The sequence below is a fragment of the Mesorhizobium sp. B3-1-8 genome (assembly GCF_006439495.1).
Classification (GTDB): domain Bacteria; phylum Pseudomonadota; class Alphaproteobacteria; order Rhizobiales; family Rhizobiaceae; genus Mesorhizobium.
On the sequence record NZ_VFTK01000043.1, the window covers coordinates 16,734 to 33,795 of the forward strand.

Genomic DNA, 17,062 nt, shown 5'->3' on the forward strand with positions numbered 1-17,062 from the left:
GTTCCGGCTCGGCCCTTGCATTTCGCCGCCGAATTGCCGATATGGAACGCGGGAGGTTGGTGGTGGACGATCCACTCGCCAACCGGGTCAGGTCCGGAAGGAAGCAGCCCTAACGAGCCCGGAACGGGTCATTGTTCCAGCCTCCCACCTCTTCGCCTCTCTCCCGCGACATTGACGGCCCCGAGCCGTGCGGGTGAGACTATGCGTAGGAATCGGCCGCCTTCCGTCGCGGTCCTGGGAGCTTTTGACGGCGAATGAGCGAAGCCGCAAATTTGGGGCCAGAAAGCCTGGAAACAGGTAAGGCCGCCGCTTATCGCGTCCTGGCGCGCAAATATCGCCCTTCGAATTTCTCCGAGCTGATCGGCCAGGAGCCGATGGTCCGCACGCTGACCAATGCGTTCGCCACCGGCCGTATCGCCCAGGCCTGGATGCTGACCGGTGTGCGCGGTGTCGGCAAGACGACGACCGCGCGCATCCTGGCGCGGGCACTGAACTACAAAACGGCGACCGTCGATCAGCCCTCCGTCGACCTTTCGATCCCCGGCGAGCATTGCCAGGCGATCATGGAAGGCCGCCATGTCGACGTCATCGAGATGGATGCCGCCTCTCACACCGGCATCGACGACATCAGGGACATCATCGACCGCGTCCGCTACGCGCCGGTCTCGGCACGTTACAAGGTCTACATCATCGACGAAGTGCACATGCTCTCCACGCAGGCCTTCAACGGCCTGCTGAAGACGCTGGAAGAGCCGCCGCCGCACGTCAAATTCATCTTTGCCACCACCGAGATCCGCAAGGTGCCGATAACGGTGCTGTCGCGCTGCCAGCGCTTCGATCTGAGGCGCATCGATGCCAGCGCGCTGGTCGGGCATCTGTCCTCGATCGCGGCCAAGGAAGGCATTGCCGTCGACGACGAGGCCCTGGCGATGATCGCGCGGGCCGCCGAAGGCTCGGCGCGCGATTCGCTTTCCATCCTCGACCAGGCGATCGCCCACGGCAGCGGCACGATGAGCGCCGAGGCGGTGCGCGCCATGCTCGGCCTTGCCGACCGCGCCCGCATCATCGACCTGTTCGAGCATGTCATGAAGGGCGACGTGGCGGCGGCGCTCGCCGAGTTCCGCGCGCAATACGACACCGGCGCCGATCCGGCCGCCGTGCTTACCGATCTTGCCGAGTTCAACCACCTCGTCACCCGCCTGCGCTTCGTGCCGGCAGCCGCTGACGATGCGTCGCTTTCCGAGGACGAGCGCCGGCGCGGCGCCGAATTCGCCGGCACGCTTTCGGTGCGCGTGCTGTCGCGGACCTGGCAGATGCTGCTCAAGGGCATTCCCGAGGTGCAGTCCTCCAACCGCCCGGTCAGCGCCGGCGAAATGGTGCTGATCAGGCTGGCGCACGCCGCCGACCTGCCGACGCTGGACGAGGCGCTGAAATCGCTGGAGGGCGCGGGCCCGCTGCCGAATGGTGCACCGCGCGCCAACGGAGCGCCGGCCGGCAATGGCGGCGGCGCGAGCCCCGTCGCGCAGACCCGGATGCCTGCTTCCACCGGTGGCGGTGCCCAGACGATGCGCCTGGTCGAAACGCAGCCGGCGCCCGCCGCCTTCGTTCCGGCGCCGGAGCCGGTCGCCGAGGCGCCCGTCGTTCCGGTCAAATCGCTGGCCGACATCGTCGCGCTTGCCGACGCCAATCGCGACATGGCCTTCAAGGTGCTGCTGAAACGCTGCGTGCGGCCGGTACGCATCGAGCCCGGCCGGCTCGATGTTACCTTGACCGACGACGCGCCGAAGATGCTGCTCAACGACCTCACCGCCAAGCTGCGCGCCTGGACCGGCCGCAACTGGCTGGTGTCGCTGTCGAAGGAAGAGGGCGGCCAGACATTGGCCGAGATGGAGACGACGAAGCGCGAGAACGCCTTCTCCGACGCCAAGAGCGACCCGACTGTCGCGGCCATACTCGCCCGTTTCCCTGGCGCCAAGATCATCGATGTGCGCATCCCGGACGTGCCGGACGTGGAAGAAGCCGAGGCCGACCTGCCGGTCGAGCCGGCGGCCGATGACGACGAGACCTGAAACATTTTTAGAGGACCAACCGATGAAAGATCTTCTCGGCCTTATGGGCAAGGCGAAGGAAATGCAGGCCAAGTTCCAGGCCATGCAGGACGAGATCGCCACGCTTGAAGCCACCGGCCAGGCCGGCGGCGGTCTGGTCAGCATCACGCTTTCCGGCAAGTTCGAAATGAAGACGCTGAAGATCGATCCGTCCTTGATCAAGGCGGACGAAGCCGAGATCCTCGAGGACCTCATCCTGGCCGCCCACAATGACGCCAAAAATAAGATTGAGCAGATCATGCAGGAGAAGACCAAGGCGCTCACGGCAGGCTTACCGATCCCGCCCGGAATGAAATTGCCGTTCTGAGGCCGTGTCCGCCAGTTAATTGATTATGAACGGAAATTGAGTCCAGGCTGCAATATTAACTATTTTGCCGGCAATGCTCACGGGCACATTTCGCGACATTCATAAAGTTTTACCCAAGTCCAGAAGTTGCTAACCTTCTAGCCATCTTTTTGCCCGAAAGAGTCTCATTCTTGCCACATCTCGGGGCGGGCTGGCATCTGGACATGAGGCTTTTTTGGTGATCGCGACGCGATGGAAGACGCCGCTGCTGCTTATCGGCATCGTCACTTCCCCCTTGCTCCTGGCCGGCTGCAGCCAGACCACTTCCTCGCATGGCATGTCGGTGTCGGGTCTGACCGATGCCCTTACGCCGAGCTTCCTCACGCGTTCCTCCAGCCATTCGCTGAAGGACAAGGAATGCTTGCAACGGGCAATGTTCTTCGAGTCCAACCGGTCGAGCCGCGACGGCATGATCGCGGTCGGCACGGTCGTCATGAACCGGCTTCGCTCGGGCCAGCACGGCAACACCATCTGTCAGGTTGTCGGCGAGCCAGGCCAGTTTGCTCCGGGCGTCATGACTCGGCCGATGAACTCGAAGGCCCTGCCGGATGTCGAGGAGGCAGCCGATGCGGTGCTGAGAGGCGAACGCAAGGCCAAGCTCAAGAACACGATGTATTTCCACACCGCCGGCCTGCGCTTCCCCTACAAGAACATGCATTACACCATGGTTGCCGGCGGCAACGCCTTTTATGAGAAGCGCGGCCGCAACTGGCAGCCGCTGCCGGACGAGCCGATGGTCGCCATGAACGTGGACGGCCAGCAGAAGTCTGACCGGCAGAAACCGGCGGCCGACGCTCCGGTGCTCGTGGCTTCCGCCGAGCCGATCGTCAAGACGATCGTCCGTCCGGACCCGGCAAAGCAGGCCGCATTGGCCGCGGCCGCGCGGACCGAAGATGCTTCCGCCGAACAGACCTATGTGACGGCTTCTGTTGCACCTTCTGCCAAGTCCGGCCGTCTGGCGCAGAAGCAGATGGTCGTGGCGATGCAGGAGCCCATGGCCGAACCGGACGCCTCGCGTTTCGGCGGCACCCTCAAGGGCCGCTACATCACTTCGGTGCCCAATGCGCCGCAGGAAGCGGCGATGGGCTTCCAGTCGACGCCTGAGAACACCGACGCCATTGGCGCGATGATCGTCAGCCAGGACCGGCCGCTCGAAGCCAACTGAACCCGATTGCACCCAACGCAAGGCCCGCCATGGCAGCATGGCGGGGCTTGTGCCGTTGCTGGCTGTCCTGAAAAATCCTAGATCAAGGCGATGTCGAAGAGAATCGCCGGTCCGGAAATCGAACGCCTAATCCAACTCCTGGCCAAGGTGCCGGGGCTTGGGCCGCGCTCGGCCAGGCGCGCCGCGCTTCATCTCATCAAGAAGAAGGAACAGCTGCTCGAGCCCCTGGCCGCCGCCATGGGCGAAGCGGTCGACAAGGTGCGCATCTGCTCGACCTGCGGCAATGTCGATACCTCCGACCCTTGCATGATCTGCACCGACCCGCGCCGCGACGCCGGCACGCTGATCGTCGTCGAGGACGTCTCCGACCTCTGGGCGCTGGAGCGCGCCGCGGCCATGAACGTGCGCTACCACGTGCTTGGCGGCACGCTGTCGCCGCTCGACGGCATCGGTCCGGACCAGCTCAACGTCCGCTCGCTGGTCGACCGTGTCGCCGGCGGCGAGGTGAAGGAAGTCATCCTTGCCGTCAACGCCACCGTCGAGGGGCAGACGACAGCGCATTATCTGACCGACCAGCTGTCTGGCTTCGAGGTCAAGGTGACGCGGCTCGCGCATGGCGTGCCGGTCGGCGGCGAGCTCGATTACCTCGACGAAGGCACGCTGGCCGCTGCGCTGCGATCGAGGACGGCGTTTTGAAGTTGGCGGGGAGGGGACCTTGGAAATGACAGCATTCTGTCGCGCGACAGAACGCGGCTTTTGCATGCTTGCCCTCGCATTCCTGCTGGTCGCGTTGATCGGGCTTTTCGCCTCCCCCGCCTCCGCCGCTCCCATCGACGACCAGTTCCAGGCTTGGCTCCAAACCGACCTCTGGGCCGAAGCCAAGTCCAAAGGCATCTCCAAAAAAACCTTCGACGCTGCCTTCCTCGGCGTGAAGCCGAACCTCAAGTTGCCCGATCTCGTCCTGCCCGGCGAGAAGCCGACGACACCTGAGAAGCAGCATCAGGCCGAGTTCGGCCCGCCGGCCAACTACTTCGCCGAGAAGATCATTCGGGCCGTCACGTCGGGCGGAAGGACGCGCGAGAGCGCCAACGCCCGGACGCTCGGGCTGATCGAGAAGCGCTACGGCGTTCCGGGCGAGATCGTGCTGGCGATCTGGGGCCGCGAGACCGGCTTCGGCGCGGCCAAGATGCCGTACGACGCGTTCGAGGTGCTGGGCACCAAGGCGTTCATGTCGACCAAGAAGGACTTCTTCCGCACCGAGGTGCTGGCGGCGCTCGAAATCGTCGAGCGCGGGCTGGCGCCGGTCAATGCGATGAAGTCGTCTTGGGCCGGCGCCCTCGGCCAGCCGCAATTCATGCCGACATCGTTCTTGAAGCACGCCGTCGACTTCGACGGCGACGGCCGGCCCGACATCTGGAACTCGACGCCCGACGTGCTCGCCTCGATCGCCAACTACCTCGTCCATTATGGCTGGGTGAGGGGGCGCGGCTGGGGGACCGAGGTGACGGTTCCGGCAAATGTCTCGTGCTCGCTCGAAGGACCCGACCAGGGCAAGAAGATCTCCGATTGGGTGGCGATGGGCATCAGGCGCGTCGACGGCAAAGCGTTTCCGGCGAGCGAATTGAAGGCGGAAGGTTTCCTGCTGATGCCGGCCGGGCGCAGTGGCCCGGCCTTCGTCGTCACGCCGAACTTCTATGTGATCAAGCAATACAACAACAGCGATCTCTATGGCCTGTTCATCGGCCATGCCGCCGATCGCATCGCCAAAGGCGACGCCGCCTTTGTCGGCACCTGGGGCGCGGTCGGCGATCTCCATCGCTCCGATATCGCGGCTCTGCAGCGGACGCTGGAGGCCAAGGGCTACGATGTCGGCAGCGCCGACGGCCTGCCCGGTTTCAAGACCCGCCGCTCAATCGGCATCTGGCAGGCAAAGAACGGCAGGCCCGCCACCTGTTTTCCCGATGCCGCAATGGTCGCGCAACTGAAATAGCGGCTGTCTCCCGAAAGCGCGACCCCTGGCAGATTTTTGCGGATCGGCGGCTTCAATCGGCTGGCGCATGGGTCGACTCATGGCGGCCCGTCTGGTCCGATAGGGTGTCTCGCACAGGCGCGTTGCCGCTTTGGTGCGCCGTCGAATAGGGAGTTGACCAACTGGACAAAAAACACGACGGTAAGCGGTCAAAGCCGCTGCTGGCCTTGCAAAGAACAATACAGCCCTGAGCCGGGAACTCAGGTCAACAAGACAGGGAACGATCACCATGATGCTGGAAAAGTTTGCTCTCCGCTCTCGCGCCTTGCTTGCGGGCGCCGCGCTGTCCGCGCTGCTCGTCGCGCCCGCCTTCGCGGTCACGCCCGCCGATACGCTGGTCGAGGGCTTTGCCATCGACGACATCATCTCGATGGACCCGGGCGAAGCGTTCGAGTTGTCGACGGCCGAGGTCACCGGCAACACCTATGATCTCCTGGTTCGTCTCGACCTCAGCGACACGTCCAAGGTCAAGGGCGACCTTGCCGAGAGCTGGACCGTTTCCGACGACGGCCTGACCTACACATTCAAGCTCAAGCCCGGCATGAAGTTCGCGTCCGGCAACCCGATAACCGCGACCGATGTCGCCTATTCCTTCGAACGCGCCATCAAGCTCGACAAGAGCCCGGCTTTCATCATCAACCAGTTCGGCATCACCGGCGACAATGTCACCGAAAAAGCCAAGGCCGTCGACGACACTACCTTCCAGTTCGTCGTCGACAAACCCTACGCACCGAGCTTCGTGCTGAACTGCTTGTCGGCCACGGTCGCCTCGGTCGTCGACGCCAAGCTGGTCAAGGAACATGTCGCCGCCGTCACGCCGAGCGCCGACTACAAATGGGACAACGACTTCGGCAATGCCTGGCTGAAGACCGGCTATGCGGGCTCGGGCCAGTACAAGCTGCGTGAGTGGCGCGCCAACGAGGCCGTCGTCATGGAGCGCAACGACAATTACAATGGCGAGAAGGCCAAGCTTGCCCGCATCATCTACCGCAACATGAAGGAAAGCTCGGCGCAGCGCCTGGCGCTCGAGGCCGGCGATATCGACGTCGCCCGCAACCTCGAGCCGAACGATCTCGACGCCATCGCCAAGAACGCCGATCTCACCACCACCAGTGCGCCGAAGGGTACGGTCTATTACATCAGCCTCAACCAGAAGAACCCGACGCTTGCCAAGCCGGAGGTGCGGCAGGCGTTCAAATATCTGGTCGACTACGATGCGCTGGGCTCGACCATCCTCAAGGGCATCGGCGAAATCCACCAATCCTTCCTGCCCAGGGGCGACCTCGGCGCCATGGATGACAATCCCTTCAAGTTCGATGTCGCCAAGGCCAAGGAATTGCTCGCCAAGGCGGGCGTGCCGGATGGCTTCAAGGTGACCATGGACGTGCGCACCGGACAGCCGACCACGGGCATGGCGGAATCGATCCAGCAGACGCTCGGCCAGGGCGGCATCCAACTGGAGATCATTCCCGGCGACGGTAAGCAGACGCTGACCAAATACCGCGCCCGCAACCACGACATCTATATCGGCCAGTGGGGCCAGGACTATTTCGATCCGAACTCCAACGCCCAGACATTCGCCTCGAACCCGGACAATTCCGACGACGCCAAGATCAAGACGCTGGCCTGGCGCAACGCCTGGGACATCCCGGATCTGACCAAGGAAACCGAGGCGGCGCTGCTGGAGAAGGATTCGGGCAAGCGCGCCGATATGTACAAGGACCTGCAGCAGAAGATCCTCGACACCAGCCCCTTCGTCATCATCCATCAGCAGCTGGAAGTGGCCGGGCTGCGCAAGAACCTCAAGGGCTTTGCGCTCGGCCCGAGCTTCGACACCAATTTTGTCGGCGCGGTTTCCAAGGAATAGCGTCGGCGGATCCGCCGCGTGAGCGTAACTGACAATCAGGTGACGGCGGGGCGCGGCAGCGCCCGCGCCGTCGCCGTCCTATCGTCGCTCGGCCGCTTCCTGGTCATCGCGGTGACGACCTATCTCGGTCTTCTCGCGGTGACCTTCTTCATCGGCCGCGTCATCCCGATCGATCCGGTTCTGGCCGTCCTCGGCGACCGTGCGCCCACGGCCGTCGTCGAGCGCACGCGCCGCGAAATGGGCCTCGATCTGCCCTGGATCGAGCAGTTTTACATCTATGTCAAAAATGCGCTGAGCGGCGACTTCGGCACTTCGGTGCTGACCACCAATCCGGTGATGTCCGATATCCGCCGCGTCTTCCCGGCGACCATCGAGCTGGCGACGCTGGGCACGATCATCGGCGCCGTCATCGGCGTGCCGCTCGGCGTGCTGGCCGCGGTCAAACGCGGCAGCCTGATCGACCAGGTCGCGCGCGTCGTCGGTCTCATAGGCTATTCGGTACCGATCTTCTGGCTTGGCCTGCTCGGGCTGGTGCTGTTCTACGCCAAGCTGCAATGGATCGCCTTTCCGGCGCGGCTCGACGTCGTCTACGAATACACATTCACGCCGATCACCGGCTTCTACCTGCTCGATGCCGCGATCCAGGGGCAGTGGGACGTCTTCTACGACGCCTGGCGCCACATCGTCCTGCCGGCCGCGCTGCTTGGCTATCTGTCGCTCGCCTATATCAGCCGCATGACCCGCTCCTTCATGCTGAACGAGCTGGCGCAGGAATACATCGTCGCGGCGCGCGCCAAGGGCCTGTCGGAAGGTCGCATCATCTGGGGCCACGCGCTGCGCAACGCTGCCGTGCCGATGGTGACGGTGATCGCGCTTTCCTACGCCAACCTGCTCGAGGGTTCGGTGCTGACCGAGACCGTCTTCTCCTGGCCGGGCATCGGCCTCTACATCACCAATTCGCTGCAGAACGCCGACATGAACGCCGTGCTCGGCGGCACCATCGCCATCGGCTCGGTCTTCATCGCCATCAACCTTCTGTCCGATCTGCTCTACCGGCTGCTCGATCCAAGGACGAAGGCCGGATGAGCGCTGAAGCCATCCAATCCAGGCGCGCGTGGCTGCTCAGCGACCGGCCGGCCTCGCGCCTGCAGGCAAGGCTCGGCCGCGCCTATGTCGCCTGGCGTCGCTTCTCCGCCAATCGCCTGGCGCTGGTCGGCATGCTGATCATCATCGCGTTGCTGGTGGTCGCCGCCTTTGCCGATGTGCTGGCGCCCTATTCGCCCACCATCGGCGATCTGAAGAACGCCCGCCTGCTGCCGCCCGGCGCCGAGCATTGGTTCGGCACCGACGACCTCGGCCGCGACATCTATTCGCGCATCGTCTATGGCTCGCGCTGGACGCTTTATGTGGTGATCCTCGTCGCCATCATCGCCGCGCCCATCGGCCTGCTGGTCGGCACGATCGCCGGTTACGCTGGCGGCTGGACCGACACGATCCTGATGCGCATCACCGACATTTTTCTCGCCTTTCCGAAGCTGGTGCTGGCGCTCGCCTTCGTCGCGGCGCTCGGTCCCGGCATCGAGAACGCGGTAATCGCGATCGCCATCACCTCCTGGCCGCCTTACGCGCGCATTGCCCGTGCGGAAACGCTGACGGTGCGCAACTCCGACTACATCAAGGCGGTGCAACTGATGGGCGCCTCGCCCTTCCGCATCGTGCTGCGCCACATCATGCCGCTCTGCATCTCCTCGCTGATCATCCGCGTCACGCTCGACATGGCCGGCATCATCCTGACCGCCGCGGGTCTCGGCTTCCTCGGCCTCGGCGCGCAGCCGCCGCTGCCGGAATGGGGCGCGATGATCGCGTCCGGCCGCCGCTTCATCCTCGATCAGTGGTGGGTTGCCGCCGCACCTGGTGCCGCGATCCTTGTCGTCAGCCTCGGCTTCAACCTGCTGGGCGACGGCCTTCGCGACGCGCTCGACCCCCGGAGCGGTGACCAATGAGCGGCGACACGCTCCTCGAAGTCGACGACCTGCGCGTCACCTTCCCGACCCGCACCGGCCTCGTGCAGGCCGTGCGCGGCGTCTCGTTCTCGCTCGGCCGCGAGCGTCTCGGCATCGTCGGCGAGAGTGGTTCCGGGAAATCGCAGACCGGTCGCGCCATCATGGGCCTCACCCCGCCGCAGGCCGAGGTTTCGGCGAAGAAGCTTGCCTTCGACGGCATCGATCTGCTCTCCATATCGCCCCGCCAGCGCCGCGCGCTGCGGGGAAACCGCATCGCCATGATCCTGCAGGATCCCAAATATTCGCTCGATCCGGTGATGACCATCGGGCGACAGATCGTCGAGACGCTGCGCACGCATGAAAAGGTCTCCAAGGCCGAGGCGCGCGAGCGCGCGCTGGAGATGCTGCGGGCGGTGCAGATTCGCGATCCGGCCCGCGTCTTCGACCTTTACCCGCACGAGGTCTCCGGCGGCATGGGCCAGCGCGCCATGATCGCCATGATGCTGATCGCCGGGCCGGAGCTGATGATCGCCGACGAGCCGACCTCGGCGCTCGACGTCACCGTGCAGCTCGACGTGCTCAAGATCCTCGACAAGCTCGTCGCCGAGCGCGGCATGGGGCTGATCTTCATCTCGCACGATCTGCGCCTGGTCTCCTCCTTCTGCGACCGCGTCGTCGTCATGTATGCCGGCAAGGTGGTCGAGCAGATCAAGGCTTCCGAACTCCGCGACGCCCGCCATCCCTACACGCGCGGCCTGCTCAACTGCATGCCGAGGATCGGCTTCGAGCGCCATCCGCTGCCGGTGCTCGACCGCAAGCCGGAGTGGGCAGCATGACGGCTTCCATCGCTGTCGAAGGGCTGGAAGTGGTCTTCGACCGATTTCGCGCGCTGAAGGGCGTAAGCCTCGAAGTGAGGGAAGGCGAATCCTACGGTCTCGTCGGCGAGAGCGGTTCCGGCAAGTCGACGCTGCTGAGGGCCATCACCGGCCTGGCGCCGGTTTCTTCCGGCACCATCTCTGTCAACGGCAAGCCCCTTGGCAAGACCCGCGACAAGGCTTTTTACCGCGATGTGCAGATGGTGTTCCAGGATCCCTATGGCTCGCTGCATCCGCGCCAGACGGTCGACCGCCTGCTGCAGGAGCCCCTCGCGATCCATGGCATTGCCGACGGCGAGAAGCGCATCGAGCGCGCGCTGGACGAGGTCGGTCTGGGCACTGGCTTCCGTTTCCGCTACGCGCACCAGCTCTCCGGCGGCCAGCGCCAGCGCGTGGCGATTGCCCGTGCCCTGATCCTCGAACCCTCGGTCCTGCTGCTCGACGAGCCGACCTCGGCGCTCGACGCCTCGGTGCAGGCCGAGGTACTGAACCTTCTGGAAGAAGTGCGGCGGCGGCGCAAGTTGACCTTCCTGATGGTCAGCCACGACCTCGCCATCATCACCCATATGTGCGAGCGGCTGATGGTGATGCAGAATGGCGAGGCGGTGGAGACGCTGACCGCGAGCCAGTTGATCGGGCATCGCGTCAGTGCGGACTATACGCGCAATCTGCTCAGGGCGAGTGAAGGGTTTGTGAGGGTCTAGCTCTCAATTGCCAAGCCGCGTTCCTGCCCAGGTGTTATCGGGGTCTGGTGCAGGCCCAATCGACTGGGCCATGGTGCCGACTTGAGCAAAACGTGAAATAAGGTCAGAAGAGGCCTGCAGCGGCACCAACAAGAACGGGCCAGTCTCTATGAAGGATGGCCCGATTGAGGGATGAGATGAAGAATTCAGCCATTTCCGAACGCAAGAACCAGTCGATCTCGCGCGGCGTCGGCATGACGACGCAGATCTATGCCGATCGCGCCGAGAATTCGGAAATCTGGGACGTCGAGGGCCGCCGCTACATCGACTTCTCTTCCGGCATCGCCGTGGTCAACACCGGCCATCGCCATCCGAAGGTGATCGAGGCCGTCAAGGCGCAGCTCGACCGCTTCACCCACACCTGCCACCAGGTCGTGCCTTACGAGAGCTATGTGCATCTCGCCGAGCGGCTGAACGGCATGCTGCCCGGCAAGTTCGACAAGAAGACGATCTTCGTCACCACCGGCGCCGAGGCGGTCGAGAACGCCATCAAGATCGCCCGCAGCGCCACCGGCCGTCAGGCGATCATCGCCTTTTCCGGCGGCTTCCATGGCCGCACCTTCATGGGCATGGCGCTGACCGGCAAGGTCGTGCCCTACAAGGTCGGCTTCGGCGCCATGCCTGCCGATGTCTTCCACGCGCCGTTCCCGGTCGCGCTGCACGGCGTTTCGGTCGCGGATTCGCTCGCCGCGCTGGACAAGCTGTTCAAGGCCGATGTCGATCCGAACCGCGTCGCCGCCATCATCGTCGAGCCGGTGCAGGGCGAGGGCGGCTTCTACGAAGCGCCGCGCGACTTCATGGCTGCACTACGCAAGATCTGCGACCAGCATGGCATCCTGCTTGTCGCCGACGAGGTGCAGACCGGCTTTGCCCGCACCGGCAAGATGTTTGCCATGGATCATCATGACGTGGCGCCCGATCTCACCACCATGGCCAAGAGCCTCGCCGGCGGCTTTCCGCTCTCGGCCGTCACCGGCCGCGCCGAGATCATGGACGCGCCCGGCCCCGGCGGGCTCGGCGGCACCTATGGCGGCAGCCCGATCGGCGTCGCCGCGGCGCACGCCGTGCTCGACGTCATCGACGAGGAAAAGCTCTGCGACCGCGCCAACGCGCTCGGCGCCAGGCTGAAGCAGCGGCTGGACTCGATCCGTGACGACGTGCCGGAGATCGTCGACATCCGCGGTCCGGGCTTCATGAACGCCGTCGAGTTCAACGACGTGAAGAAGGGCCTGCCGTCGGCGGAGTTCGCCAACGCGGTCAGGCTGAAGGCGCTGGACAAGGGCCTCATCCTGCTCACCTGCGGCGTCTACGCCAATGTCATCCGCTTCCTGTCGCCGATCACCATCCAGGACGGAGTCATGACCGAGGCGCTGGATATCCTGGAAACCTCGATCCGCGACGCACGGGCGGCCTGATCGAAGTTGTCAGAGTGTCGGCTTCAACTATCCTTGGGCATTTTCCTTTCATCGAAAATGCCCTGGATGTCGCGCGAGCCATGCAGGATGCGCTCAACGCGCACATTGTTACGCTCGACGGTATAGAAGATGACATATCTCTGGAACGCGACGGAACGCAGGCCGCGCCAGAGTTCGGAACGGGGAGCGCCACCACGTGGTGCATCCAAGATGGTGTCGCATCGCACTCGAAGTGCCGCTATCAAGCGGCAGGCGGCCGCCGGATTTTCAGCTTGGATGTAATCGCCAATCTCTTCGATGTCCTGCACGGCGGCAGGCGCGAAACTGAGAGCCATTATTTGCGGCTTTCCGCCGCGTATCTTTTCTCCAGCCGATCGAAAACATCATCGGCTGTTATAGCTGGTCCGCTCTCTACACCCTTGCGGATGTCTTCACGCAGTGCAGCAAGCTTAGCCTGCCGGTGCTCTTCACGCTCCTCCAGCAGGCGCAGACTATCGCGCACGACTTCGCTTGCACTGGCGTAGCGGCCACTCTCGACAAGCTCGCGCACGAATGCCTCGTAGCGGGAGCCAATGCTGTAGCTTGCAGGCACGGAGCAAATCTTTCGCTTTATCCGAAATTATCAATTTATGATAATTCGGCGATGGCCTTTTGCCAAGGCTTGGTGGGTGCGTCCTTTCGCGCCCCCGAGCGTTGTTATCATCATAGTGGATTGAACAATCAGCCCGCCGCCCTGGTCGGTTCGTCCTGACTGAAGTCCGCGAGAGCCGCCTTCAGCGCATCTGGCCCGCCTGCCACCGTCTGCGGCGTCGGCGAGAAGCCGCCGCCGAGCATCTTGCGGCCGAGCACATGGTCGGCCGGACGGTTGACGGATTCGATGCCGAGCAGCCGGTCGCCAGCATAATGGTAGATCGAGAACTTGTTGTCGGCGAGATCGCCGAGCACAACGTGGCTGTCCCCGCCTTGCGTCAGCCCCACCATCTGCAGCTTCATGTCGCCGATATCCGACCAGAACCACGGCACGGCCGAAAAAGGCTCCGCGTGGCCAACGATCGTGCGCGCCGCAAGCCGCGCCTGGTCGGTGGCGTTCTGCACCGATTCCAGCCGCACGTCGCCGCCGGTGAACCAGTGCCGGTAGGAGGCCGCATCGCCGACGGCGAGGATTTCGGGGATTGAGCTGCGCATATGCTGGTCGACGCGGATGCCGTTGGCGGTGGTGACTCCGGCGGCCTCGGCCAGTTCGACATTGGGCACCACGCCGATTCCGATGATGACCATCTGCGCCGGCAGGCGCTCGCCGCCGGACGTGATCGCGGCCGAGACGCGGCCGTTTTCGCCCTCCAGGCGGACGATGGTGGTGCCGGTCAGGATGCGCACGCCGATCGCTTCCAGGCGCTGACGCACATGCGCGGCGATGACAGGCGCCACGGCGCGGCCAAGCAGCCGTCCGACGGCCTCGACGACGGTGACGTTGCGGCCAGCGGCTCTCAGCGTCGCCGCGATCTCCAGGCCGATGAAGCCGCCGCCGAGAATGACCACGTCCTCGGTTTGCGCGCTGAGCTCGCGGATCGCCCGCGCGTCCGCCAGCGAGCGCAGCGAGACCACGCCGGCAAGGCCCGTGCCGTCGAGCTTAAGCAGGCGCGGCCGCGAGCCGGTTGCAAGCACCAGCCGGTCGAAGCCGAGCGTTCCACCGCCTGCGACATTCAGCTGGCCCGCGCGGGCATAGATGCTCTCGATGCGCACGCCCGGCCGGTAATCGATGTTGTTGCCGGTGTAGAACGCTTCGCCGCGCAGGGGCTGCGGCTTGGCCTCGGCGTCCTTGATGAAGGTCTTGGACAGCGGCGGCTTGTGATAGGGCAATTCCTTCTCGTCGCCGATCAGGACGACAGGCCCTTCATAGCCCTCTTCGCGCAGGCTGGCTGCCGCCTGCACGCCGGCATGGCCGGCACCGACAATCACAACCCCGTTCGTCATCGCAATCCTTTTGTCTTGGAAATCTAGGCTCTTGCGCCAAGTGGCGATTGTCTGCCACCGCCGCAAGGGTAGGCGTTCGGGTCGCACCCAGAACGGCTGCCTGTCAATCCTGTCTCCCGGTCGGGCGATCGTGTTAAAGTTGATAATCCTAGTTTAGAATAATTCTAAACTATTGTTTCAATTGAATTTTTTCTGCCGCGCCAGTTGACTCCCGGCCTCTCCATCGCTTTATGGAGAGCTGCGCGCGAAGCGCATCCCTTTGATGGCTGGGCCTTGAACCCTTTCGATTGGAGGCAAGTGGGTGTCTTTTTATCGCGAACCGCGCATCGGCGCGGCCACCATTTTTCCGGGCATGCTCATGCCTCGGCGCGGGTGGACACATGCGCCTATTGTTGAATTTCCAAGGAACTGGAGAAGGATAATGACGGCACGTAATGGCGGCAGGCTGGCTGCGATCTGCGCCACGGCTGCACTGACGGCGGCGGTTTTCGTGTTGCCGGCGAAGGCCGAGACCGACGCGAAGGCGGTGATCAAGACCTATGCCGACATCGCACTGGCCAAATACGAGGATTCGCTGACCACGGCGCAGGCGCTGGACAAGACGGTGGACGCACTCATCGCCAGCCCCTCGGCCGACATGTTGAACGCCGCGCGCGAAGCCTGGAAGGCCGCGCGCATTCCCTACCAGCAGACCGAGGTCTACCGCTTCGGCAACAAGATCGTCGACGACTGGGAAGGCAAGGTGAATTCGTGGCCGCTGGATGAGGGCCTGATCGACTATGTCGCCAAGAGCTATGGCACCGAGTCCGACGAAAACGCGCTCTATACGGCCAACGTCATCGCCAACAAGGAAATCGAGATCAACGGCAAGAAGGTCGACGCCTCGAAGTTGACGCCGGAGTTCCTTTCGGGCACGCTGCAGGAGGCCGGCGGCGTCGAGGCCAATGTCGCGACCGGCTATCATGCCATCGAATTCCTGCTCTGGGGCCAGGACCTGCACGGCACAGGCCCGGGCGCCGGCGAGCGGCCCTTTACCGACTACGATCTCAAGAACTGCACGGGCGGCAATTGCGACCGTCGCGCCGAATATCTGAAGTCGGCGAGCGATCTTCTGGTGTCCGACCTGCAGGAAATGGTCGGCAACTGGAAGGAGGACGGCGCCGCGCGCAAGAACCTGACCGACGGCGATGCGAATGCCGGCATCTCCACCATCTTCACCGGCATGGGCTCGCTCTCCTATGGCGAGCTGGCCGGCGAGCGCATGAAGCTCGGCCTTTTGCTGCACGATCCGGAAGAGGAGCACGACTGCTTCTCCGACAACACCTACATCTCGCATCTCTATGACGCGGTCGGCATCCGCGACGCCTACCGTGCCAGCTACAAGCGGCTCGACGGCTCCGTGGTTTCGGGTCCGTCGGTGTCCGACATGGTGAAGGCCGCCGATCCGGCGATCGACAAGGAACTGTCGGGCAAGCTCGACACCACCGTCGCCAAGATGGAAGCCATCCAGGCACGCGCGCTGGCCGGCGAGGCCTATGACCAGCAGATCGCCGAGGGCAACACCGAAGGCAACGCTACCGTCCAGGCGGCAATCGACGCCTTGATCGACCAGACCAAGTCGATCGAACGCGCCGTCGGCTCGCTCAAGCTGAACCAGATCGCCTTCGAGGGCTCCGACAGCCTGGACGCCCCCGACAAGGTGTTCAAGTAGGACTAGACACATCCCAGCCAAGCGGCGCCGTGGCCGGCGCCGTCAGCCAGAGCAAGTGAATGCTGATCTGCCATTGCAACATCATCACCGAGAAGGAGATCGAGCAGACGATCGTCGGCCTGCTGGATGAGGATCCCTGGCAGCTGATCGTGCCCGCGAAGGTCTATCATGCGATGCGCAAGCGCGGTCGCTGTTGCGGCTGTTTCCCAAATGTGGTGGAAACGATCATTCGGGTCACCGAGAACTACCACGCCCGCTCAGAGGTGGGCGGCGTGGATATCGTTTCACACCTGGACCGCGTGAGAGGCTTGCGCGTTCAATACGGGAGCAGACCCCATGAAAGGCGAACCGCAGGTCATCGGGCGGCTTAATGAAGCTCTGTTTCTGGAGCTTGGAGCCGTCAACCAGTACTGGGTGCATTATCGTCTGCTCGAGGATTGGGGCTACACCAAGCTGGCAAAGAAGGAGCGGGCGGAATCGATCGAGGAAATGCATCACGCCGACAGGCTGATCGCGCGCATCATCTTCCTCGAAGGCCATCCCAATCTGCAGTCCGTCGCGCCGTTGCGCATCGGCCAGAACGTCAAGGAAGTGCTCGAATCCGATCTGGCCGGCGAATATGACGCGCGCACCGCTTACAAACGCTCGCGCGAGATCTGCCACGAGGAAGGCGATTTCGTCTCGATGAAGCTGTTCGAGGACCTTTTGACCGACGAGGAAGGACATATCGACTTCCTGGAAACGCAGCTCGACCTGCTTGCCTCGATCGGCGAGGAAAAGTACGGCCAGCTCAACGCCGACTCGGCCAACGAGGCGGAGTAAGGAC

At 63.8% G+C, this 17,062-nt stretch carries 17 protein-coding genes and 1 other RNA gene; 15 read left to right on the forward strand and 3 right to left on the reverse strand.

From position 1 onward, the window contains the following. Nucleotides 1-51: 51 nt before the first annotated feature. The 12 genes from ffs to FJ424_RS29020 all read left to right on the forward strand — a co-directional run bounded on the left by ffs (nucleotide 52) and on the right by FJ424_RS29020 (nucleotide 12,551). Nucleotides 52-148: signal recognition particle sRNA small type (gene ffs, locus FJ424_RS28965), an RNA gene on the forward strand. A gap of 106 nt (nucleotides 149-254) precedes the next feature. Next, nucleotides 255-2,069 carry a DNA polymerase III subunit gamma/tau gene (locus FJ424_RS28970; protein ID WP_140656139.1) on the forward strand — a complete coding sequence of 605 codons (1,815 nt, stop codon included), beginning with the start codon at nucleotides 255-257 and terminating at the stop codon, nucleotides 2,067-2,069. Between the two features lie 22 nt (nucleotides 2,070-2,091). Beyond that, nucleotides 2,092-2,415: a YbaB/EbfC family nucleoid-associated protein gene (locus FJ424_RS28975; protein WP_140656142.1), complete on the forward strand. Its 324-nt coding sequence runs from the start codon at nucleotides 2,092-2,094 to the stop codon at nucleotides 2,413-2,415. A 217-nt stretch (nucleotides 2,416-2,632) separates the two neighbouring features. Beyond that, nucleotides 2,633-3,619, forward strand: coding sequence for a cell wall hydrolase (locus tag FJ424_RS28980; protein WP_140656144.1), 987 nt, complete (start codon nucleotides 2,633-2,635; stop codon nucleotides 3,617-3,619). Nucleotides 3,620-3,709: 90 nt separating this feature from the next. Next, entirely contained in the window at nucleotides 3,710-4,315 is a 606-nt protein-coding gene (recR, locus tag FJ424_RS28985; protein WP_140656147.1) for a recombination mediator RecR, read from the forward strand. 64 nt (nucleotides 4,316-4,379) lie between these two features. Next, nucleotides 4,380-5,609: a lytic murein transglycosylase gene (locus tag FJ424_RS28990; protein WP_246677372.1), complete on the forward strand. Its 1,230-nt coding sequence runs from the start codon at nucleotides 4,380-4,382 to the stop codon at nucleotides 5,607-5,609. 271 nt (nucleotides 5,610-5,880) lie between these two features. Beyond that, nucleotides 5,881-7,515, forward strand: coding sequence for an ABC transporter substrate-binding protein (locus FJ424_RS28995; protein WP_181182104.1), 1,635 nt, complete (start codon nucleotides 5,881-5,883; stop codon nucleotides 7,513-7,515). 18 nt (nucleotides 7,516-7,533) lie between these two features. Beyond that, nucleotides 7,534-8,601: an ABC transporter permease gene (locus FJ424_RS29000; RefSeq protein ID WP_140656158.1), complete on the forward strand. Its 1,068-nt coding sequence runs from the start codon at nucleotides 7,534-7,536 to the stop codon at nucleotides 8,599-8,601. Beyond that, nucleotides 8,598-9,518: a nickel transporter permease gene (gene nikC, locus FJ424_RS29005; RefSeq protein WP_140656161.1), complete on the forward strand. Its 921-nt coding sequence runs from the start codon at nucleotides 8,598-8,600 to the stop codon at nucleotides 9,516-9,518. The genes FJ424_RS29000 and nikC overlap by 4 nt, the downstream gene beginning before the upstream one ends. Next, nucleotides 9,515-10,354 carry an ABC transporter ATP-binding protein gene (locus FJ424_RS29010; RefSeq protein ID WP_140656164.1) on the forward strand — a complete coding sequence of 280 codons (840 nt, stop codon included), beginning with the start codon at nucleotides 9,515-9,517 and terminating at the stop codon, nucleotides 10,352-10,354. Before nikC ends, FJ424_RS29010 begins: the two co-directional genes overlap by 4 nt. Next, nucleotides 10,351-11,097, forward strand: coding sequence for an ABC transporter ATP-binding protein (locus FJ424_RS29015; protein ID WP_140656169.1), 747 nt, complete (start codon nucleotides 10,351-10,353; stop codon nucleotides 11,095-11,097). Before FJ424_RS29010 ends, FJ424_RS29015 begins: the two co-directional genes overlap by 4 nt. Before the next feature lie 176 nt (nucleotides 11,098-11,273). Continuing rightward, complete coding sequence (locus tag FJ424_RS29020; RefSeq protein WP_140656172.1) at nucleotides 11,274-12,551, forward strand: 4-aminobutyrate--2-oxoglutarate transaminase; 1,278 nt, start codon at nucleotides 11,274-11,276, stop codon at nucleotides 12,549-12,551. A 23-nt stretch (nucleotides 12,552-12,574) separates the two neighbouring features. Here FJ424_RS29020 and FJ424_RS29025 read toward each other — a convergent pair whose 3' ends face one another. The 3 genes from FJ424_RS29025 to FJ424_RS29035 form a co-directional block, all read right to left on the reverse strand. Beyond that, on the reverse strand, nucleotides 12,575-12,886 hold the full coding sequence (locus tag FJ424_RS29025) for a type II toxin-antitoxin system RelE/ParE family toxin (RefSeq protein WP_140656175.1): 312 nt from the start codon (nucleotides 12,884-12,886) through the stop codon (nucleotides 12,575-12,577). Further along, nucleotides 12,886-13,143, reverse strand: coding sequence for a type II toxin-antitoxin system ParD family antitoxin (locus FJ424_RS29030; protein WP_140645362.1), 258 nt, complete (start codon nucleotides 13,141-13,143; stop codon nucleotides 12,886-12,888). Before FJ424_RS29030 ends, FJ424_RS29025 begins: the two co-directional genes overlap by 1 nt. Before the next feature lie 128 nt (nucleotides 13,144-13,271). Further along, entirely contained in the window at nucleotides 13,272-14,525 is a 1,254-nt protein-coding gene (locus tag FJ424_RS29035; protein ID WP_140656178.1) for an FAD-dependent oxidoreductase, read from the reverse strand. Between the two features lie 421 nt (nucleotides 14,526-14,946). On the opposite strand from FJ424_RS29035, the gene FJ424_RS29040 reads away from it, so the two are divergent. The 3 genes from FJ424_RS29040 to bfr are packed head-to-tail and all read left to right on the forward strand — an operon-like array spanning nucleotide 14,947 to nucleotide 17,058. Next, a complete protein-coding gene (locus FJ424_RS29040; protein ID WP_140656181.1) occupies nucleotides 14,947-16,236 on the forward strand; it encodes an imelysin family protein in 1,290 nt (429 codons plus the stop codon). A 59-nt stretch (nucleotides 16,237-16,295) separates the two neighbouring features. Further along, a complete protein-coding gene (locus FJ424_RS29045; protein ID WP_140645359.1) occupies nucleotides 16,296-16,607 on the forward strand; it encodes a (2Fe-2S)-binding protein in 312 nt (103 codons plus the stop codon). After that, on the forward strand, nucleotides 16,573-17,058 hold the full coding sequence (gene bfr / locus FJ424_RS29050) for a bacterioferritin (protein ID WP_140645358.1): 486 nt from the start codon (nucleotides 16,573-16,575) through the stop codon (nucleotides 17,056-17,058). Before FJ424_RS29045 ends, bfr begins: the two co-directional genes overlap by 35 nt. Nucleotides 17,059-17,062 lie beyond the last annotated feature (4 nt).